The 20,746-nt window shown below is 44.9% G+C and carries 16 protein-coding genes; 5 read left to right on the top strand and 11 right to left on the bottom strand.

What is annotated here, in order from left to right:
- Positions 1 to 124: 124 nt before the first annotated feature.
- The gene (gene queA / locus B9J87_RS04115) at positions 125 to 1,177 is read right to left on the bottom strand and encodes a tRNA preQ1(34) S-adenosylmethionine ribosyltransferase-isomerase QueA (RefSeq protein WP_094149433.1); all 1,053 of its coding nucleotides are present in this window, start codon (positions 1,175 to 1,177) and stop codon (positions 125 to 127) included.
- Positions 1,178 to 1,405: 228 nt separating this feature from the next.
- Here queA and B9J87_RS04110 point away from each other — a divergent pair, with 228 nt between their 5' ends.
- Entirely contained in the window at positions 1,406 to 1,852 is a 447-nt protein-coding gene (locus B9J87_RS04110; RefSeq protein WP_038171482.1) for a CBS domain-containing protein, read from the top strand.
- Between the two features lie 93 nt (positions 1,853 to 1,945).
- On the opposite strand, the gene aceA is transcribed toward B9J87_RS04110, so the two are convergent.
- The 3 genes from aceA to B9J87_RS04095 all read right to left on the bottom strand — a co-directional run bounded on the left by aceA (position 1,946) and on the right by B9J87_RS04095 (position 6,521).
- Positions 1,946 to 3,256, bottom strand: coding sequence for an isocitrate lyase (aceA, locus tag B9J87_RS04105; protein ID WP_013857509.1), 1,311 nt, complete (start codon positions 3,254 to 3,256; stop codon positions 1,946 to 1,948).
- A gap of 135 nt (positions 3,257 to 3,391) precedes the next feature.
- On the bottom strand, positions 3,392 to 5,026 hold the full coding sequence (gene aceB / locus B9J87_RS04100; protein ID WP_094149431.1) for a malate synthase A: 1,635 nt from the start codon (positions 5,024 to 5,026) through the stop codon (positions 3,392 to 3,394).
- Positions 5,027 to 5,618: 592 nt separating this feature from the next.
- Positions 5,619 to 6,521, bottom strand: a complete 903-nt coding sequence (locus tag B9J87_RS04095) for a hydrogen peroxide-inducible genes activator (protein ID WP_013857512.1) — start codon at positions 6,519 to 6,521, stop codon at positions 5,619 to 5,621.
- Positions 6,522 to 6,717: 196 nt separating this feature from the next.
- Between B9J87_RS04095 and B9J87_RS04090 the strand changes: the two genes are divergently transcribed.
- Together B9J87_RS04090 and B9J87_RS04085 are read left to right on the top strand one after the other, a co-directional pair.
- The gene (locus B9J87_RS04090) at positions 6,718 to 7,329 is read left to right on the top strand and encodes a peroxiredoxin C (RefSeq protein ID WP_010320425.1); all 612 of its coding nucleotides are present in this window, start codon (positions 6,718 to 6,720) and stop codon (positions 7,327 to 7,329) included.
- Between the two features lie 157 nt (positions 7,330 to 7,486).
- Positions 7,487 to 8,323 carry a copper homeostasis protein CutC gene (locus tag B9J87_RS04085; protein ID WP_013857514.1) on the top strand — a complete coding sequence of 279 codons (837 nt, stop codon included), beginning with the start codon at positions 7,487 to 7,489 and terminating at the stop codon, positions 8,321 to 8,323.
- A gap of 66 nt (positions 8,324 to 8,389) precedes the next feature.
- Here B9J87_RS04085 and phoU read toward each other — a convergent pair whose 3' ends face one another.
- From phoU to B9J87_RS04065, 4 genes are read right to left on the bottom strand one after another with little or no spacing between them, the layout of a single operon-like run.
- Complete coding sequence (gene phoU, locus B9J87_RS04080) at positions 8,390 to 9,088, bottom strand: phosphate signaling complex protein PhoU (RefSeq protein WP_010320427.1); 699 nt, start codon at positions 9,086 to 9,088, stop codon at positions 8,390 to 8,392.
- A gap of 36 nt (positions 9,089 to 9,124) precedes the next feature.
- Positions 9,125 to 9,943 carry a phosphate ABC transporter ATP-binding protein PstB gene (gene pstB / locus B9J87_RS04075; protein WP_010320428.1) on the bottom strand — a complete coding sequence of 273 codons (819 nt, stop codon included), beginning with the start codon at positions 9,941 to 9,943 and terminating at the stop codon, positions 9,125 to 9,127.
- Positions 9,944 to 9,945: 2 nt separating this feature from the next.
- Positions 9,946 to 11,592 (bottom strand): phosphate ABC transporter permease PstA, encoded by a 1,647-nt coding sequence (gene pstA, locus B9J87_RS04070; RefSeq protein ID WP_094149429.1) that lies wholly within the window; start codon positions 11,590 to 11,592, stop codon positions 9,946 to 9,948.
- 23 nt (positions 11,593 to 11,615) lie between these two features.
- Positions 11,616 to 13,817 (bottom strand): ABC transporter permease subunit, encoded by a 2,202-nt coding sequence (locus B9J87_RS04065; protein ID WP_094132127.1) that lies wholly within the window; start codon positions 13,815 to 13,817, stop codon positions 11,616 to 11,618.
- Positions 13,818 to 14,066: 249 nt separating this feature from the next.
- On the opposite strand from B9J87_RS04065, the gene ppk1 reads away from it, so the two are divergent.
- Together ppk1 and ppx are read left to right on the top strand one after the other, a co-directional pair.
- Positions 14,067 to 16,166, top strand: coding sequence for a polyphosphate kinase 1 (gene ppk1, locus B9J87_RS04060; protein ID WP_013857518.1), 2,100 nt, complete (start codon positions 14,067 to 14,069; stop codon positions 16,164 to 16,166).
- Positions 16,147 to 17,652: an exopolyphosphatase gene (gene ppx, locus B9J87_RS04055; protein WP_017046241.1), complete on the top strand. Its 1,506-nt coding sequence runs from the start codon at positions 16,147 to 16,149 to the stop codon at positions 17,650 to 17,652. Before ppk1 ends, ppx begins: the two co-directional genes overlap by 20 nt.
- 43 nt (positions 17,653 to 17,695) lie before the next feature.
- On the opposite strand, the gene B9J87_RS04050 is transcribed toward ppx, so the two are convergent.
- Genes B9J87_RS04050 through phoB form a run of 3 tightly spaced genes read right to left on the bottom strand, consistent with a single transcriptional unit; the run spans position 17,696 to position 20,663 of the window.
- Positions 17,696 to 18,655, bottom strand: coding sequence for a PstS family phosphate ABC transporter substrate-binding protein (locus B9J87_RS04050; RefSeq protein ID WP_094149427.1), 960 nt, complete (start codon positions 18,653 to 18,655; stop codon positions 17,696 to 17,698).
- Positions 18,652 to 19,953, bottom strand: a complete 1,302-nt coding sequence (gene phoR / locus B9J87_RS04045) for a phosphate regulon sensor histidine kinase PhoR (protein ID WP_094149425.1) — start codon at positions 19,951 to 19,953, stop codon at positions 18,652 to 18,654. The genes B9J87_RS04050 and phoR overlap by 4 nt, the downstream gene beginning before the upstream one ends.
- Before the next feature lie 20 nt (positions 19,954 to 19,973).
- Positions 19,974 to 20,663, bottom strand: a complete 690-nt coding sequence (gene phoB / locus B9J87_RS04040) for a phosphate regulon transcriptional regulator PhoB (RefSeq protein WP_094149423.1) — start codon at positions 20,661 to 20,663, stop codon at positions 19,974 to 19,976.
- Positions 20,664 to 20,746 lie beyond the last annotated feature (83 nt).

Genomic DNA, 20,746 nt, shown 5'->3' with positions numbered 1-20,746 from the left:
CCTCCAATGTCAGAGAAACAGTCTGACGTATCATAATTAGGTGCAAGCACCCCTCTAGAGCGGTCGCCAATTCCTAGCGAAAAACGAAGCGGAGCTTCTTCTCCTAGCGTAATGCTAGCACTCGTTAATTGGTGTTCTTGGTGATAAACATCGCATCACCATAACTAAAGAAACGATATTGATGTTTCACGGCATGCGCGTACGCGGCCATAGTATGCTCATAACCTGCAAAAGCGCTGACGAGCATAATCAGTGTCGACTCTGGTAAGTGGAAGTTGGTGATTAAGCAATCCACCAACTGGTACTCATAACCAGGGAAGATAAAAATTTCAGTATCGCCAAAAAAAGGAACCAGCTCAGTGCCCTTTTTAAGCGCATCTTGCGCGGCACTTTCCAGTGAGCGCACCGACGTAGTTCCAACAGCGATCACTCGACCACCACGCGCTTTCGTCGCGTTGACGGCATCGACTACCTCTTGTGGCACTTCAACATATTCTGCATGCATATGGTGATCGTGAATATTGTCGACTCGTACTGGCTGGAAGGTTCCAGCGCCAACATGCAAGGTTACATAAGCAAATTCGACGCCTTTCGCTTTGATTTGCTCAAGCAGAGCCTCATCGAAATGCAAACCGGCGGTCGGTGCAGCGACAGCTCCCGGTTTTTGGTTGTATACGGTTTGATAACGCTCTTTATCAGCATCTTCATCAGGGCGGTCAATGTAAGGTGGCAACGGCATATGGCCAATCTCGTTTAAGATATCCAGTACCGTCTTTGACGCTGTAAAACGAATCTCGAACAGCGCGTCATGGCGAGCCACCATGTGTGCATGATATTCGTCATGCTCTCCTAAATACAACTCACTGCCCGGTTTTGGCGGCTTAGATGAGCGAACATGAGCTAAAATCGTCTGTTCATCCAACATTCGTTCGACCAATACTTCCAGTTTACCGCCTGAAGCTTTGCGCCCAAACATGCGAGCCGGAATGACACGTGTATTGTTAAAAACCAATAAATCGCCGGGCTGAACTCGGTCAAGAACGTCTTTAAATGAGCCATCCGCCAGTTCACCGCTGTTACCGTCTAATTGCAGTAAGCGACTCGCCGTACGTTCAGCCGTTGGGTAACGAGCAATCAGCTCATCGGGAAGTTCAAAGTGAAAGTCTGAAACTTGCATAGTTCTTATCTTGTTCGTTTTGAGTGGATGACGTAATTTTTTTAAGCGCCGTAGTATATACGTAAACACCTTCGCTCGTCAGACCCAGATCTAAATTTAATGTAATTAAACATGAAAATGGCACCCAATCTTTACGCATCAATCAAAGTAAAAATAGCGGGAGCTCTCAGATATTTTGCGCAGAAAAAACTATAGTTGAATCAGGTCAATAATAAAAAGGAGCTCGTTATGATCAAAATAGAAGACATGATGACTCGCAACCCCCATACCCTGTTGCGTACACACACGTTAGCCGATGCTAAGCACACTATGGAAGCGTTGGATATTCGCCACATCCCTATCGTCGATCCACACAAAAAACTACTCGGTATCATTACTCATCGAGATATTCTTGCCGCGCAAGAGTCGAGCTTAAAAAACATCCCTGAAGATCAATCATATACACTGACAACACCGTTATATGAGGTGATGCATACTGAAATTATGACGGTTGACCCGCGAGCGGGGTTAAAAGAGAGTGCTATCTACATGCAAAAACATAAAGTAGGCTGCTTACCCGTTGTAGATAAAGGCCAACTAGTGGGCATTATTACTGACACGGACTTTATTGGGGTAGCCGTTACCTTACTTGAGCTACAAGAAGAGAGTGAACCGGACGAAGTCGATATTGAATAACGCTCACTCCCTAATATAAGTACCTCACATAAAAAAGAGCGGCTTACGCCGCTCAAAGGTGTTACACAGATAATGATTGGGAAGTATAGCTAATTAAAATTGGTCTTCTTCGGTAGAGCCCGTTAACGCGGTCACGGAAGAGCTGCCACCTTGGATGGTATTGGTCATCCGGTCAAAGTAACCCGTTCCCACCTCTTGTTGGTGTGCAACAAAGGTATAACCTCTTGATGCTGCTTCAAACTCTGGACGCTGAACTTTCTCAACGTAATGACGCATACCTTCGCCTTGCGCGTAAGCATGTGCTAACTCAAACATGTTGTACCACATGTTATGAATGCCCGCTAAGGTGATGAATTGATATTTGTACCCCATGTCCGACAACTCTTGCTGGAAACGAGCAATGGTGTCTGCATCCAAGTTTTTCTCCCAGTTGAAAGAGGGAGAACAGTTATAAGCCAGCAGTTGATCTGGGTATTGCGCTAGAATTGCTTCGGCAAATTGGCGGGCTTCATCCAAATCAGGCTTAGCGGTTTCACACCACACGAGGTCAGCATACGGCGCGTAAGCGAGGCCGCGTGAAATCGCTTGCTCAATCCCAGCATTCACGCGATAGAAACCTTCTTGAGTACGCTCACCTTGGATAAAATCACGATCGTATGCGTCGCAATCCGAGGTCAGTAGATCCGCCGCGTTTGCATCAGTACGAGCAATGACCAAAGTGGTTGTCCCTGATACGTCAGCGGCCAAACGTGCCGCAATCAATTTTTGAACCGCTTCTTGAGTCGGAACCAGAACCTTGCCGCCCATGTGTCCGCATTTTTTTACTGACGCCAACTGATCTTCAAAGTGCACACCGGCCGCCCCTGCTTCAATCATCGACTTCATCAACTCGTAAGCATTGAGCACGCCACCAAAACCGGCTTCAGCATCAGCAACAATCGGTAAGAAGTAATCAATACCACCTTCATCTTCCGGTGATTTTCCAGCCGCCCACTGAATTTGATCGGCACGACGAAACGAGTTGTTGATGCGCTTGACCACCGATGGAACAGAATCGACTGGATAGAGCGATTGGTCTGGGTACATGGTGGAAGCGGTGTTGTTGTCTGCCGCTACTTGCCAGCCGGAGAGATAAATCGCCTCAATTCCCGCTTTGGCTTGTTGTACCGCTTGACCACCTGTCAATGCACCCAAACAGTTCACATAACCTTTTTTGGCACTGCCGTTAACCAGTGACCACAATTTATCAGCGCCACGTTGGGCCAAGGTGTTGGCTGGAGTGATTGAACCGCGCAGGTCAACCACTTCAGCAGCAGTATAAGTACGCTTTACATTTTTCCAGCGTGGGTTGGTTGCCCAATCTTTTTCTAGAGCTTCGATTTGTTGGCGGCGAGTTAATGTCATGGTCTATCCCTCTTATTTTGATGCGCAAGCGCACTGTCATCCTTTTCTCAGCAGTACGACCTATTCTGCTTTTGAAAACAGCTTCACGTTATTGGTTGTCAGTAATTGGTTATTAGTTATTGGTTTTAAATCTCATCAATCTAGGTAGTCATAACCCGGAACGGTGAGAAAATGTGTCAGCTCATCGCTGGTAGTTAAGCGAGCCATCAATTGTGCCGCTTCGCTAAATCGTCCTTGTGCAAATCGCTGCGTGCCGATTTCCTGTTTCACAACTTCAATTTCTTGCGCAAGATACTGCTCAAAAAGCGCTTTGGTAACAATCTGACCGTTATCCAAGGCTTTTCCATGCTTGATCCATTGCCATATTGACGCTCGAGAAATCTCTGCGGTCGCCGCATCTTCCATCAAACCATAAATGGGGACACAGCCATTACCGGAGATCCATGCTTCGATGTACTGAAGTGCAACTCGAATATTATGACGCATGCCATGTTCGGTACGTTCCCCTTCACACGGGGTCAACAGCTCATTGGCATGAATCGGCGCATCAGACAGACGCGTAACATCTAATTGGTTACAACGTTCGCCAAGTACTTGGTCAAAGACCGCTTTTGCCGTATCCGCTAAACCGGGATGGGCAACCCAAGTACCGTCATGACCATTATTGGCTTCGAGTAATTTATCGTGATGAATTTTATCGAGAACCAACTGATTTTCTTGGGGATCTTTAGCTGGAATGAACGCGGCCATACCGCCCATCGCAAATGCGCCACGCTTATGACAGGTGTAGATCAGCAAGCGTGAATAGGCGTTAAGAAACGGCTTTTCCATTGTGACAACTTGGCGATCTGGTAGCACCCGATCCGGATAATTTTTCAATGTCTTGATATAACTGAAAATGTAATCCCAGCGGCCACAATTTAAGCCGACAATGTGTTCTTTAAGCGAGAACAATATTTCGTCCATCTCGAACACGGCGGGTAAGGTTTCAATCAATACGGTGGCTTTAATGGTGCCAGTTTCTAACCCAAAATACTCTTCGGTAAAATGGAAAACGTCACTCCACCACTTTGCTTCTTGATAGGCCTGAAGTTTTGGAAGATAAAAATAAGGGCCACTGCCTTTTTTAAGCAATGATTTATAGTTGTTGTAAAAGTAGAGTGCAAAATCAAACAGCGAACCCGGAATACTTTGCCCTGCATATTTAACATGCTTTTCTTTAAGGTGCAGACCGCGTACCCGACAAATGAGCACCGCTGGGTTATCTTTAAGCTGGTAGCACTTACCATTGTCAGGATTGGTATAGCTAATGGTTCCTTCAATGGCATCACGCAAATTGACTTGCCCATCCAGCACTTTATCCCATGCTGGCGACATCGAATCCTCAAAATCCGCCATGAACACTTTGACGTTAGCATTCAATGCATTGATCACCATTTTTCGGTCGGTTGGCCCCGTAATCTCCACTCGACGATCTTGTAAATCGTGTGGGATACCGAGAATTTTCCAGCTTCCTTCGCGAATATCTTGCGTATCCTTGAGAAAATCCGGCAGTTCTCCGTTATCAATACGTGTTTGTCGCTCTTCTCGTGCATCCAGCAGCGAATCAACACGGCTTGCAAATTTAGCACACAGAGTGGACAAGAAGATTTGGGCTTCTGAAGGGAAAATAGCTTGGTGATGTGGGCCAACGGCACCAACAACCTCAAGCTTGGCTTCGTGGTGTTCTTTGCTGAGTGCTAACTCTGTTTCTGGGATCTGTGCAAACATAACGTTCTTCCTTAAAACCATTCCAACTACATTTGTAATTTAAAAACCACAAATTCAAATGCTCATTTTTTGCTATCCACTGACTTATCTCTACCGACACTTTCTCTCAGTAAATCCAATATTTCAAGCCTAACCAAGCTAGACATAAGTCTTACAAAACCTTATTAAACCTTACATCAACTCATCATTCAGCAAAAGAGACAAAGTTAATAAAAGGTTAAAAACAAAGTTTTATCCCGTTTCAAACCTATGTTTGATTTCCTTGTTAAACATGAAAGTTATTACGTTATTTTATTACACAGATCAAAAAGGCAGATTTTAGTTTTAAACAGACGTTCGAAATGATGTGGGACGCAGTAAGGCTTGAATTTACGACTAACCGAGCGAGACAGATGGCTTATTTTTAAACGCAAGAGAAAATAGGATGTGTAAAATTGTGGCTGTAAAGATTTTTGATTTTATGAAAACTTCATCAAGAATTGTTTGTAAAATTTTACAAGTTTAAAAACACTAACAGAATAAAAAACTAAAAAAAGCCACATTAAAAGTGACTTTTTGATTTTTTAGGCAAAGGAAAGAGTAAGACTAATCGCTAAAGTAAACCAGAAACCACATCCGCTAACTGCTTAAAAGTGTGAGTTCGCGATGAACTTGGCCGCCAAACTAAACCAATCTCTCGATACGCTTGCTGACCAGGAGGCTCGATGACCACTAAATTTTGGTTTTCAACTAAGCCATGATTGATTGCCATTTGTGGAATGAAAGTCGTCCCTAAACCATTGGCGACCATCTGCACTAAGGTATGTAAACTGGTTGCGGTAAATGGATTAATTTTCTCTTTGGCGGTTAACTTGCAAGCCGACACAGCATGATCCGTTAAACAATGCACATTTTCGAGCAAAAACACCGATTCATCAGGCAGGTCAGCATACTTGATTGGCACACGGATGCTATCCATTTGATGACGGCTGATCACCATTTTGAATGGATCAATCCCCACGACTCGGCTCTCCATTTTGCCGATATCGACAGGCAAAGCCAAAATCAACACATCAAGCTCTCCATGACGCAGTGCAGCCAAAAGGTTCGTCGTCGTATCTTCTCGTAATAATAAGTTCAACTTCGGAAAGCGGACATTCACTTCTTGCACTAAATCACACAGTAAAAATGGAGCAATGGTTGGAATACAACCCAGCTTAAGCTGACCTTGCATCTCATCGCCTTGGCAAACCTTGCCGAGTTCCACTAAATCTTGTCCTTTGGCAAGTAACTCTCTTCCTTGGCTAACAACCAGCTCTCCCGCTTGAGTAAACACTAACGGAGCTTTCTTATCCTTTTCATAAAGCGGGCAGCCTATTAATTCCTCTAAATTTTGGATCCCTTTACTTAGGGTAGATTGACTAACAAAACAACGTTCAGCGGCATCACTAAAGTGCCGTGTTTCGTAGAGTGTTACTAAATAGTGCAACTGCTTCAAACTGGGCCATTTATTCATCGTTCTACTACTATCTTGTTTGAGTACCGTTTCTGATTCCGTCATTAGAGCTCATCGCTTTTTTCGATGAGACTAATCTATTTATTTCGCTTTTTACTATCCTACAATCTGTACTATAGTTTGTCTCGTTCAAAAACGGACTGGACCAGTGCTCATCACTGGTTTGGAACTAAACCTTATTCTTAGGAGCAAAAAAATGGTACTAGTTGGTCGTAAAGCCCCTGATTTTACTGCAGCAGCTGTTCTTGGTAACGGTGAAATCGTTGATAGCTTCAACTTCGCAGAATTTACTAAAGGTAAGAAAGCGGTTGTTTTCTTCTACCCACTAGACTTCACTTTCGTTTGCCCATCAGAGCTTATCGCTTTTGACAAACGCTTCGAAGATTTCCAAGCGAAAGGCGTTGAAGTAATCGGTGTATCTATCGATTCTCAATTCTCTCACAACGCATGGCGTAATACCGCTATCGAAAACGGTGGCATTGGCCAAGTAAAATACCCGCTAATCGCTGACGTGAAGCACGAAATCTGTAAAGCGTACGATGTTGAGCACCCAGAAGCAGGCGTTGCTTTCCGTGGTTCTTTCCTCATCGACGAAGATGGTCTTGTACGTCACCAAGTTGTGAACGACCTACCACTAGGCCGTAACATCGACGAAATGCTACGTATGGTTGATGCGCTTAACTTCCACCAAAAGAACGGTGAAGTGTGCCCAGCACAGTGGGAAGAAGGCAAAGCCGGTATGGATGCATCTCCAAAAGGTGTTGCAGCATTCCTAGCTGAGCACTCAGACGACCTAGGCAAGAAATAATTCTCCTTAGCCCGCGCTCAACTCGGGTCAATGGTTGGACATATAATAAAGCGTAAAACGCATCGCCAATCAGTTAAGAAGTAAAGTCCTTATCCAAGCCCAAAGCTAACGCTTTGGGCTTTTTCTTTGGCATTCATTTAGCGAAAATGAGGCAGCATTGGTTGGTAAACTTTACCCCTATTTCTTACCTCAATCACACAGACGTCACTACTCTAACTTGCTAACATTAACCAAATTTTTCCAGCAGGACTTTGCTATGAATATTCAAGTTGAAGTGTGTATTGATAATATTGAATCGCTACACAACGCCATTAAAGGCGGGGCTACTCGCATTGAATTGTGTTCGTCGCTCGCATTGGGTGGACTGACGCCCAGCTTTGGTTTAATGAAAAAGGCCGCACAAATATCGAGCGTTCCTGTTTACGCGATGATTCGTCCGCGTCAAGGCGACTTTCTTTATGATCAGGATGATCTCGATTCGATGTTGATCGATATCGAGATGGCAAAACAGGCGGGACTAGACGGCATCGTCTTTGGTATTTTGAATCCGAATCGCACCATCAACCTTGAAGCAAGCTTACTGATGATGCAAGCCGCGCAAGGATTGGGTACCACTTTCCACCGTGCGATTGATCAATGCCACAGCTATGAACAAGCGATTGAAGACATTGCAAAATTAGGGTGTGAGCGTGTACTTACTTCAGGGTTAGCGCCAGATGCCTATGCAGGACGAGCCGTAATTGCACACATGGTGAAACTGGCGAATGGTCGATTCTCTATTATGGCTGGGGCTGGCTTAAACGCATCAAACGTGACTGACATTATCCGTGAAACGGGCATCACTGAAGTGCATTTGTCCGGCAAAACCACGCGTGCAAGTAGCATGGATATGATCGCCAATGCGGTGAAAATGGGCCAAGAGTCTGTCGATGACACCCTCATCCCAATTACCGATCCGGCTAAAATCCAAGAGGTATTACGCCAGCTTTCTTAACTTCGGCGACCGTTATGTCTTGATGTAAGGTGAATAACTTTCCTTCGCCTTACTTTACCCAAAAGGCTATTTGAGGATGTCATCAATCGATTGTTTACCTAAGTGGCGCACATCCTTACCTTTGACAAAATAGATGATGTATTCGCAGATATTCTGGCAGCGATCGCCCACGCGTTCGATGGCTCGTGCAGACCACATGACTTGTAATATATGTGGAATATTTTTAGGGTCTTCCATCATATAGGTCATCAGTTGGCGTATCACGGCTTCGTATTCGGCATCCAGCTTGTCATCCAAGCGGTACACTTCAGCAGCAGATTCAAGATCCATCCGCGCAAAAGCGTCCAACACTTGGTGCAACATTGCAATGGCTTGCCGGCATAAGGGTTCAAGAGAAACTCGAAATTTGCTCTCTTTAGGTGAAGGGCTTTCGATAGTGACGTAGGCAATTTTGGTGGCAACATCACCAATTCGTTCAAGGTCGGTAATGGTTTTGATGATCGCCATGATCAAGCGCAGATCCTTGGCTGTCGGTTGTCGCTTAGCGATAATACGCGTGCAAGCCTCATCAATAGAAACTTCCATCGCATTCACTTTGTGATCATCCCGAACGACTTTTCTGGCCAGATCGGCATCATCTTTATGCAATGCTTGCATCGCAAAAGAGAGTTGTTGCTCTACCAGCCCGCCCATCGTCAATACATGAGTGCGAATCGATTCAAGTTCAACATTGAACTGTCCTGAAATGTGGCGACCTAGATGCATCATCGTTCCTTTTGAATATCGCTATTGACGAAAGTATTAACCATATCGACCAGTAATATAGTCTTCCGTCTGTTTTTTCAATGGGGAGGTGAAAATAGAGTCAGTATCCGCATACTCAATCAATTTTCCCATATGGATAAAAGCCGTATGGTCGCTCACTCTTGCCGCTTGTTGCATGTTATGCGTCACAATCACCACTGTGTATTTGGTTTTGAGATCGTTAATCAACTCTTCGATGGTCAAAGTAGAAATAGGATCCAAAGCAGACGTGGGCTCATCAAGCAACAGCACCTCTGGCTCAATAGCAATCGCTCTGGCGATCACTAAGCGTTGCTGCTGCCCACCCGAAAGGCCAAATGCATTTTCATGTAGGCGATGCTTCACTTCATCCCATAACGCAGCGGCTCTTAAAGCTCGCTCAACGGAGTCATCTAAGGTACGGCTATTTTTAATTCCCTGTAGACGAAGTCCATACACCACGTTTTCATAAATGGATTTCGGAAATGGGTTAGGTCGTTGGAATACCATCCCCACTCGGCGGCGCAACGTGGCAACATCTACATCTGGGTGATAGACGTTTCTACCATGAAGTTTGACTTCACCTTCAACTCGACACCCTTCGACCAGATCGTTCATCCGGTTAATACAGCGCAGTAAGGTTGACTTACCACAACCGGAAGGGCCGATAAACGCCGTTACTTGTCCTTTGGGAATACGCATTGAGATATGGCTCAGCGCACAAGTCTGTTTATAGAACAGATTCAGATCTTCAATCGCAATCGCCGTTTGTTGATCGCTCAGATTATTAACATCTAACGGGGCGTGATAACCCAAAGTTTGATTGATGGAAAACATAATTAATCTTGCCCTAACGTTCGATATTTCTCACGCAAGTTATTGCGGATACTGATGGCCGTTAAATTCAGTGCCACAATCACTGTCACCAATAAAAATGAAGTGGCGTACACCAGTGGCCTAGCCGCTTCGATGTTGGTCGTTTGGAAACCAACATCGTAAATATGAAAACCTAAGTGCATGAATTTTCGCTCAAGATGTACAAAGGGAAATTCGCCATCCACAGGCAAACTTGACGCCAGTTTGACCACACCCACCAGCATCAAAGGGGCAACCTCACCCGCGGCTCGCGCAATGGCGAGAATAAGCCCAGTAATAATCGCAGGGCTTGCCATCGGCAATACTATGCGCCAAATCGTCTCAAAATGGGTAGCGCCCAATGCTAACGAGCCATGGCGTACTGCGCTGGGAATCCGTGTTAACCCTTCTTCCGTCGTCACAATCACTACGGGTAGAGTTAACACCGCTAATGTGAGCGCCGACCACAGTAAGCCAGGCGTGCCAAAAGTGGGGGCCGGTAACCTTTCGCTATAGAGTAGCGTATCAATCGAGGAGCCTATGGTGTAAACAAAAAAACCAAGACCAAACACCCCATAAACAATCGATGGCACACCAGCAAGGTTGATAACTGCAACTCGAATGATACGAGTAAACAGATTCTCTTTTGCGTATTCGTGCAGATAAATAGCCGCTACAACACCAAGTGGCATGACAATAATCGACATCAACAACACCAACAGCACTGTACCAAAGATGGCTGGAAATACGCCGCCTTCAGAGTTCGATTCTCGGGGATCTTCTGATAGGAAGAGCCACACCTGCTTTCCCCACTGGACCAATTTTTGCCCCAAAGTCATATCATTGGGATACCAAATATCGAGAATTTGGCTAAGTGGAATCGCCACTCGTTGCCCACTCATCTCTTCAACAATCAACGACGGCCCATTCATTTGCTGGCGCAGCGCATCTAACTTTTGTTCGGCAATAGCTAATTGGCTATCCAAATCCTGCTTTTTATGAAAATAGTGCTCTAAATAGGTTCGTTCTAGCTTTCCATTGAGTTCTTTACGACGCTTCTCTAAACGTAATTTTTCCGCGGCAAAGCCAATGACTCGGATCTCTTGGTCAATCACATCGTCAATTTGCTCTCTCAATAACGCGACATCCTGCATTCCTGCAGCGAGCATGGTCTGAACATCCGAACTCTCGCTTCCATCGGTTTGCACATAAACAATCGGCTTGCCATAAAACTGTCCGTTACTCTTACGTTCTATTACCGCCCACCCGCTAGGCATTTGTTTATCCGACAGTTTAACATCCAGTATCGAGACAAAGTCCGCATGATTTCGCTCTCGGTTAGCGACTTTGATACTGAGCCGCTTCACTTCCCCAGCATCCAGTATGGCTTTGGGCCATGTAATATCTAACGCTCTTAAGTGTGTTAATGACACATTTTCCTCAGAGTAGAGCTGACCAACCAGTGCTTGCCCCTCTTGAGTTTGCCATTGATAAAGTGGCGTCGGCCAAAAATAGGTTAATCCTTTCCAACCAATAAACAGGAGCAAGCCCAATACCGAAATCAGGCTGATGCTGACAGCACCGCCTGTTAACCATATCCAAGGTGAACCTGATTGAAACCACTTAAACATTTGTGATGATTTTTCCCAATTGATTACAAAGCGCGATATTTGGCACGCAACCTTTGTCTGACCCATTCAGCAATCGAGTTCACACAAAAGGTGAACATGAGTAGCAATAGTGCCGCTAAAAAAAGCAACCGGTAATGGGAGTTTCCCACTTCCGACTCTGGTAACTCAACCGCAATCGTTGCCGATAAGGTGCGCATCCCTTCTAAAATATTCCAATCTAAAATGGGTGTATTACCCGTCGCCATAAGAACGATCATTGTTTCTCCGACGGCTCGCCCCAACCCCATCATGATCGCCGAGAATATGCCAGGACTTGCCGTTAACAACACGACTTTGGTTAATGTCTGCCAAGGTGTTGCGCCTAATGCTAATGACCCATCAGAAAGATGTTTAGGTACGGAAAAGATCGCATCTTCCGCAATAGTGAAAATGGTTGGAATGACGGCAAAGCCCATAGCAAAACCAACCACCAGCGCATTACGCTGATCAAAATCGATGCCGTTTTGCGCGAGATAAATCTGAATATCGCCATCAAATAGCCAAACTTCAATTTGGCTGCTATACGAAAAGATAACCACTGCACTAACGACTAATACGGGGATTAGTATCAATGCGTGCCATCCATTTGAGAAATTTCGCACCCATGCTCTCGGTAATAGGTGCCAACCTAGCCCAACGAGTAACATCACAATGGGTAAAAATAGCAGCAGCGCTCCGACCGCCGCGAGATGGCTTTCAATTAATGGCGCAAACCACAACCCCGCTAAAAAACCAATAATGACGGTTGGTAACGCTTCCATCAATTCAATCGACGGCTTCACCACTCGGCGCATTCTCGGTGACATAAAATAAGCCGTGTAAATCGCGCCAAACACCGCAATCGGTATCGCAAATAACATTGCGTATGCTGCGGCCTTAAGAGTGCCAAAGGCTATCGGTACTAGACTAAACTTAGGCTCAAATTCATCGTTCGCTGACGTCGATTGCCACACATATTGAGGCTCAGGATAACTTTCGTACCACACTTTTTGCCACAATGATGAGAGTGATATTTCAGGATAATCATTATCCACTTTTGCCACGCTGATCTTCTGCTCGCTTAACGTAGCGAGATAAAGCTCATTATTGGACATGGCGGCCAATTGAGGGGCTTTGTTGTACATCCTCTCAAACAACACCAGTTTTTCACTGGTCGTATAGTGACTTTGGATTGTGCCATTAGGGTAGAAACTGTAAAAACCTTTGCGATAAGTATCCGGCAGTAACAGCGTCACCTGCGGCGCTAATTTAAACTTACGAATCTGAGTCAGTTGACGTTCTTCATTTTGCAGCACATCAAACCATTGTGACACTAAGCCGTTACGGTGAGTCACCAGTAGCGAATAAGCACCGGACAATAAGTTGATTTGTGTCACGGCTCGATCGGAATTACCTTGGCTTAAATCAACCACTTCTCGCACGAAATAACCTTGACGACTCTTAACTGCAACAACCAATTCGGACCCTGAGCGAAGATAAAGCGTTTTACCATCTGGCGTAAAAAGCAATTGGTCCAAAGAAGGAAATGAGCCTTGAAACACAAAGCGCTGAATTGGCTCGACGTTATCACTCGTTAAGGTTTGTACTATCACCTCATCATTATCGAGATAAGAAGCGAAGAAAAGTGCCTCATCAGTAACAGCGAAGGCAAACTGGCGTAACGTTTGCGTTTTATGAGTCAACCGAAATGTAGAGGGTAAACTGACGCGCTCAAGATAAGGAGAAAACTGGCGACCTTCCACGCTATGCAGATAACTGAATTTAGGGCGAGCAATAAAGACCTCTCCCGCCACATTGCTAGCGGCAAACCATCCATCCAGCGGGGGAGCTTGGCTAAAAAGATCAACGCGAATAGGGAGACTATCCGACCACAATGCGTGTTCCGTTTTGCCGTCCAAGGGCCAAAAGTTCATGCTGCCATCAAGGTCAACAACAAAGGCATTCTCGCCGTATTCATCTATGGCCAAAAATTGAGGATTGGAAGTGGTTATACTCACTTGCGCCACGTTCCTTTCAATTTTTGCGCTACCAAACAGAGGGAAAACAACCATCGCAAGATAGACAAAAATCAGCACTAAAGCGCCAAGTACACTCACGCCACCAAAACTCACTGCAAGGCGAACCAAACGGTCTTTTATCAACCGTTTTCTGTCACGTTCCTTCAATGAAAATTCACTTGGTGCCATTGCTCTCTCTACCCTTTTTCTTGTCTGCGTATAATATGTAATTTTCGTGACAAGTATATTACAACTCGCAATAAACGACTGAAAATAAAACAACTATACTCAACTTGCCTACTTGAAATAAAAATGTCACATAAAAGGCATAGTTTGCATAATCATCAATACCCGAATTGATTGCTGTGCAGAATCGCACAATCAGCACACAGAGGGTGAGTCAGTAAAAAACGTCAATTGAGTTAAAAGGTAACATGAATGAGTACGGACAAGTTGTATATCGACAAGGAATTGAGCTGGCTTTCGTTTAATGAACGCGTATTGCAAGAAGCCGCAGACAAAACCGTGCCTTTAATCGAGAGAATACGATTTTTAGGTATTTTTTCTAACAATCTGGATGAGTTCTATAAAGTTCGCTTTTCCGATGTAAAACGGCAAATTTTGATCAACCGAGAACGTGGTGGTAACGATACTACCAAGCACTTGCTGACACGAATGCAAAGTAAGGCGTTCAAACTCAACCAAGATTTCGACAATCTCTATAATGAGCTTATTTTAGAAATGGCACGTCGCCGTATCTTCTTGGTTAACGAAACGCAGTTGGATGAGACTCAGAAAAAATGGATCACCAAGTATTTCCATAAAGAAGTACGCCCGCATATCACACCGCTGCTCATGACTGACGACATTGATGTCATGCAATTTTTGAAAGATGAATACGCCTACATTGCCGTTGATCTCAAACACAATGACCGCAGCCAATATGCGCTGATTGAAATCCCGACAGACCACCTACCGCGCTTTGTCATGGTGCCGGAGCAAAAGGGCAAACGCCGCAAAACCATCATCTTATTGGACAACATCATTCGCCACTGTCTCGATGAGATTTTCCGCGGATTTTTTGACTATGAAGAGCTCACGGGTTACGCGATGAAAATGACACGTGATGCGGAATATGACTTGCGACGGGAAGTCGAATACAGTTTGTTAGAACAGATGTCAGAAGGGTTGAATCAACGCTTAAGTGCTATGCCCGTACGCTTTGTTTATGAACGTGAAATGCCGACAAAAATGCTTAAATTCTTGTGCGAAAAACTCAAAATATCGCACTATGATAGCCTTCTTCCTGGTGGTCGTTACCATAACTTTAAAGATTTCATTGGGTTCCCAAACGTGGGGCGTGACTATTTAGAAAACAAGCCGCTACCACCGATGCAATGTGCTGACTTTGAAGGTTTTGCCAATGCATTTGATGCAATTCGCGCTCAGGATATTCTACTTCACTATCCTTACCACTCATTTGAACACATTACCGAGTTGGTAAGACAAGCCTCGTTTGATCCCAAAGTGATCAGCATCAAAATCAATATTTATCGTGTTGCCAAAGATTCTCGCTTAATGAACTCGCTCGTCGATGCAGTACACAATGGCAAACGAGTGGTGGTAGTGGTTGAGTTACAAGCACGGTTTGATGAAGAAGCCAACATTGAATGGTCACGTATTTTGACCGAAGCGGGGGTCCAAGTAATTTTCGGGGCTCCCGGATTAAAAATTCACTCTAAATTGCTGCTCATTAGCCGCAAAGAACAGGACAACATCGTTCGCTACGCACACATAGGCACAGGCAACTTCCATGAAAAAACCGCCCGTATCTATACGGACTTTTCACTCCTGACCGCCGACAATGAAATTGCTACCGAAGTACGAAACGTGTTTGGCTATATTGAAAACCCTTACCGCCCAGTTAAATTTAGCCATCTCATTGTGTCGCCAAGAAACTCTCGTATTCAGCTTTATCGATTAATCGACAGTGAAATCGCCAATGTGAAACTTGGTAAAAAAGCCGCAATCACTTTAAAGTTAAATAACTTAGTGGATAAAGGGTTAATCAATAAACTGTATGGCGCAAGCAGCGCGGGCGTACAAATTAAGATGATCGTCCGGGGTATGTGTTCACTGGTTCCGGGAATTGAGGGCGTGAGTGACAATATCAAAATCATCAGCATCGTTGATCGCTTTTTGGAACACCCTCGTGTCATTATTACGCATAATGATGGCAACCCGCTGGTGTATATCTCCTCTGCCGACTGGATGACGCGCAATATCGATCATCGTATCGAAGTAACGACACCAATTCGTGACCCACGCTTGAAACAGCGTATGATTGACATTATGAATTTACAATTTACCGATACAGTGAAAGCGCGCTGGATAGACAAAGAGATGAGCAATAATTATGTAGAACGTGGTAACCGTAAAAAAGTGCGTTCACAATTTGCCATCTACGACTATCTTAAGAATGTAGAAAGACAGACCAGAAAGAGCAAAGAACCCTTACATGACAATCAACCCAACTAATACTATTCGCGATATTGCGGCCATCGATTTAGGCTCTAACAGCTTTCATATGGTGGTGGCCAAAGTCGTCGATCAAGATCTACAACTGGTGAGCCGCCATAAGCAACGTGTACGCTTGGCGGCTGGGTTAGATGAACAAAAAAATTTGGATGCCGATGCCATAGAGCGAGGACTTGAATGCTTAGCGATGTTTGCCGAGCGGTTGCAAGGTTTCGAACCTGAAAACGTGCGCATCGCGGCCACGCATACGCTGCGTCAAGCCAATAATGCTCATACATTCTTGCAACGAGCCAAACAGGTACTGCCTTTCCCTATTGAAATCATTCCCGGAGCTGAGGAAGCACGCTTAATTTATTTAGGCGTGGCACATACTCAACCTCAAGCAGCGTCTATGTTGGTGGTGGATATCGGTGGCGGTAGTACCGAGATGGTGATTGGCCAAGGGTTTGATCCAGACCTAATCAACAGCAAGCAAATGGGATGCGTCAGCTATACCGACCGTTACTTCGCTGATGGTAGGCTTTCAAGCAGAAACTTCGCTCATGCGATATTAGCCGCCGAGCAAAAAATCGAATCTATTGCGGCGAAATATCGCAAAAAAGGGTGGGAAGTCGCCTTCGGCTCGTCAGGAACCATCAAAGCCATTCACGAAGTACTGATTGGTTTGGGCTTTGATGATGGCATCATCACGCTTGAGCGAGTCAATAAACTCATTGAAAAACTCTGTGAATGGCAAAGTATTGATGAGATCGAACTCAGCGCATTGACTGACGATAGAAAACCCGTTTTTGCTGCGGGAGTTGCCATTTTAAGCGCGGTTTTAAAATCGCTGCGTGTGAAAGAGATGCATTTTTCTGATGGTGCATTACGAGAAGGTTTGCTTTATGAGATGGAAGATCGGTTCAAGTATTCCGATATCCGTTTACGCACCACTGAAAACCTCGCGATGAAGCATCTAGTCGACTTAGAGCATGCCGCTAAAGTCAAAGGCCATGCGAAGGAATTCCTACAGAATGTGACCCCAGAGCTAGGATTGAAAAAAGGCAGCGAACTGTTTGATCTTTTGGAATGGGGAGCGTTATTGCATGAGGTGGGATTGAGCATCAACTTACAAGGCTTTCACCGACACTCTGCTTATATCTTGCGTCACACCAACATGCCCGGTTTTAACAGCGAGCAACAGCAAGTGCTGTCGACCTTAGCGCGCTTTCAACGCAAATCCCTCAAGCTGCAAGAAATGAATGATTTCACCTTGTTTAAGAAAAAGCACATTATTGGCCTCATCCGCGTGTTGCGTTTAGCGATTGTTGTCAATAGCCAACGTAATGATGATCCTCTTCCTGAGTTAACGCTCAGCGCAAAAGATGATGAGTGGAAACTTGAATGTGAAGACGCCAATTGGTTAGAAAATAATAAATTATTACATGCGGATCTGATGTGCGAACAACAGTATTGGCGAAGTGTCGGTTGGCAGCTCAATGTTTAAATTGAATTGGGTTTGATTAAAAAAATAGCGAGCGAACCGCTCGTTATTTTATGCCCACTTTGGCTAGTTCTTGTTGAGCAAACTCGGCACTGACAGGCACATAACCATCTTTCCCAACAATCGCTTGTCCTTGCTTAGAAAAAATGAAACGGATAAATTCGCGCTGCATGGGTGGCAGATCCTGATTAGGATGTTTATTCACATACACATACAAATAGCGAGATAACGGATAAGCACCTGATAGAATATTTTCATAACTTGCGGCAATAAACTGATCGCCTTGTTTGGCTATCGGAATCAATTTCACACCAGAAACCTGATAACCAACACCAGAATAACCGATAGTATTGATCGATGAGGCAACCGATTGTACAACCGATGCCGATCCCGGCTGCTCGTTTACTCCCTTTTTGAAATCGCCACCACACAGTGCGTTTTGTTTGAAATAGCCATAAGTTCCCGACACCGAATTTCGGCCAAACAGTTGAATTCCCCGCTTGGCCCAATCCTCATCAACGCCCAATTGCGCCCAAGTATTGGTCGGTTGTGTAGCACCGCAGCGCAACGTGGATGAGAAAATACTATCTAATTGAGTAAAATTAAGCCCTTTGATTGAATTATCTCGATGTACAAAAATACCAATGGCATCTATCGCAACCCGCAATGCCGTCGGCTTATAACCGTGTGCGCGTTCAAATGCTTCAATCTCACGACCACGCATCGGTCGACTCATTGGGCCAAATTGCGCCGTTCCTTCAGTTAAAGCAGGAGGCGCTGTGGAAGAACCTGAGGCTTGTACTTGAGCATTGATATTTGGGTAGATCGTATTAAACTCTTCAACCCAGAGCGTCGTCATTCCTGAAAGAGTGTCTGACCCCACAGAAAGTAAACTACCTGCAACACCGTTAGTTTTTGAGTAATCCATGAGCGGCTGAGCGATCACGGCGTTCGTGGTAACCAGCAAGTAAAAATAGAGAAAGGCTGTAAATATGCGATGTATCATGACAGCACAACCAAACGTTTAGGCAAAATAAAAGAGAATTTGCTGCCAACACCCACTTCACTGTGAATCTGCAAATGCGTGTCATGATGTGACAATGCATGCTTAACAATCGCGAGCCCAAGCCCACTTCCTCCAGTATCTCGCGAACGTGCTTTATCGACACGATAAAAACGTTCCGTTAAACGATGTAAATGCTGTGGCTCAATCCCTTCCCCTTTATCTACCACGTCTAAACAAGCACCTTGCGCGTTTTGATACCAACGCACATTAATTTCCGCTCCCGGAGGCGTATATTTGACGGCGTTATAAACAAGGTTTGATATAGCACTGCGCAGTTGATCTTCATCGGCCAATACTTTAAGTCGCTTATCGACATCAAAATACAGTCGGTGATGATGATCGCCACTTAAACTGATCGCTTCTTTTTCAAGTACTTCCAACATAGCCGGAACATCAACCACTTCATCCAGCTCATGCATAGGCGCCGCTTCAATTTTTGACAACGTCAGCAGTTGATTGACTAAACTGTTCATACGGTTTAACTGCTCAGTCATCACTCCATGTGCCTTAGGCCACATCGGCCCTACCAGCATGTCAGGATCTTCTGTCATCTCAAGATACCCTTGCAACACCGTCATCGGCGTTCTCAGTTCATGAGAAACGTTAGCAAAGAAATTTCGGCGCATGCCTTCTAACTGTTTCAACTGAGTGACATCACGCACAACCATCAAATGCTCACCTTCTGTGTAAGGCACAATACGCAGCTCTAGCATTCGCTCCACATTAAGTGGAGAGCGCATTTCAAGTGGTTCTGTGAAATCATCTTTTTGCAGATATTTGATAAAATCAGGGGCGCGCAATAAATTTGAGATAGGTTGACCTGCATCATCTGGCCAGCGAAAACCGAGCAGGTGCTGTGCAAGTCGGTTACACCAAACAATATTCCCTTCGTCACGGAACACCACCACCGCATCGGGTAGCGACTCAGCCCCGTTACGAAAGCGGCGGATCAAATTGGTCAGTTCTTTGCGTTTTTTACGTTGGCGTTGCTGTAAACGGTAAATCCCATTAAACAGGTATTCCCAATTTCCAGTCCCGGAAGGCGGCGTTAAACGTTTTTCATCCCACAACCAAGCCGACAAACGCATTTGGTTATGCAAATGCCAAATCAGTTGCAACGCCGTAGCCGCTAGCAGCAGCCAAGCCATATGGCCAAAGATCCAGCCAACGATAATCCAAGGAGAGTAAAAAAAAGCCAGCTCCCAAGCCAGCCTTTTCCACGTTAAACGTTCAACCATTTCGTACCTTAATTAATCCTTTATGTTCTGGATGAAAAGCGATAACCGGCACCACGTACTGTTTGAATTAATTTATCGTGGCCAGCCTCTTCTAACGCTTTTCTCAGACGGCGTATATGAACATCGACAGTGCGGTCTTCAACATAAACGTTGGTACCCCACACATTGTTCAATAACTGCTCACGGCTATAGACGCGTTCTTGGTGCGTCATAAAGAAGTGTAGCATTTTGAATTCCGTCGGCCCCATCTCTAAGGCATTATCATTGGCCGTTACTCGATGAGAGACAGGATCTAACTTCAATCCTTGCACGTCGATCACATCTTCCAGAGCTGTCGGTGTGACGCGCCGGATAACCGCTTTCAAACGAGCTACCAACTCTTTAGGCGAAAAAGGTTTAGTTATATAATCATCCGCACCCACTTCAAGGCCGCGAACTTTATCTTCTTCTTCACCACGGGCGGTTAACATCACAACAGGAATGTTGCGTGTTAATTCTTCACGCTTCATATGCTTAATAAAGTTGATACCACTCCCGCCGGGCAACATCCAATCTAATAACACAAGATCGGGAAAGGGTTCAGCCAGTTTACTCACCGCCGTGGCGTAATCTTCCGCTTCAACAGCTTGATAACCTTTTTGCTCAAGCACGAAACACAACATTTCGCGAATGGGTGCTTCGTCTTCAACAACCAGAATCCTTCTAGACATTTGAATAACCTTTCTATGTAATCAACGCTATGCATTATGGGAAACAATTATGACACTTTTGTGACCTTTGCAAACAATTTTTC

The sequence above is a fragment of the Vibrio sp. V19_P1S1T109 genome, from assembly GCF_002241375.1.
GTDB classification, from domain to species: Bacteria; Pseudomonadota; Gammaproteobacteria; order Enterobacterales; family Vibrionaceae; genus Vibrio; species Vibrio anguillarum.
Note: the sequence above shows the minus strand (reverse complement) of the source record. Positions and strands in the feature narration are given on the sequence as shown.

Excerpts from the sequence above, each read along its gene's own strand:
- queA (WP_094149433.1), bottom strand. The coding sequence starts at position 1,177 with ATGCAAGTTTCAGACTTTCACTTTGAACTTCCCGATGAGCTGATTGCT.
- B9J87_RS04110 (WP_038171482.1), top strand. The coding sequence starts at position 1,406 with ATGATCAAAATAGAAGACATGATGACTCGCAACCCCCATACCCTGTTG.
- aceA (WP_013857509.1), bottom strand. The coding sequence starts at position 3,256 with ATGACATTAACTCGCCGCCAACAAATCGAAGCTCTAGAAAAAGATTGG.
- aceB (WP_094149431.1), bottom strand. The coding sequence starts at position 5,026 with ATGTTTGCACAGATCCCAGAAACAGAGTTAGCACTCAGCAAAGAACAC.
- B9J87_RS04095 (WP_013857512.1), bottom strand. The coding sequence starts at position 6,521 with ATGAATAAATGGCCCAGTTTGAAGCAGTTGCACTATTTAGTAACACTC.
- B9J87_RS04090 (WP_010320425.1), top strand. The coding sequence starts at position 6,718 with ATGGTACTAGTTGGTCGTAAAGCCCCTGATTTTACTGCAGCAGCTGTT.
- phoU (WP_010320427.1), bottom strand. The coding sequence starts at position 9,088 with ATGCATCTAGGTCGCCACATTTCAGGACAGTTCAATGTTGAACTTGAA.
- pstB (WP_010320428.1), bottom strand. The coding sequence starts at position 9,943 with ATGTTTTCCATCAATCAAACTTTGGGTTATCACGCCCCGTTAGATGTT.
- pstA (WP_094149429.1), bottom strand. The coding sequence starts at position 11,592 with ATGTTTAAGTGGTTTCAATCAGGTTCACCTTGGATATGGTTAACAGGC.
- B9J87_RS04065 (WP_094132127.1), bottom strand. The coding sequence starts at position 13,817 with ATGGCACCAAGTGAATTTTCATTGAAGGAACGTGACAGAAAACGGTTG.
- ppk1 (WP_013857518.1), top strand. The coding sequence starts at position 14,067 with ATGAGTACGGACAAGTTGTATATCGACAAGGAATTGAGCTGGCTTTCG.
- ppx (WP_017046241.1), top strand. The coding sequence starts at position 16,147 with ATGACAATCAACCCAACTAATACTATTCGCGATATTGCGGCCATCGAT.
- B9J87_RS04050 (WP_094149427.1), bottom strand. The coding sequence starts at position 18,655 with ATGATACATCGCATATTTACAGCCTTTCTCTATTTTTACTTGCTGGTT.
- phoR (WP_094149425.1), bottom strand. The coding sequence starts at position 19,953 with ATGGTTGAACGTTTAACGTGGAAAAGGCTGGCTTGGGAGCTGGCTTTT.
- phoB (WP_094149423.1), bottom strand. The coding sequence starts at position 20,663 with ATGTCTAGAAGGATTCTGGTTGTTGAAGACGAAGCACCCATTCGCGAA.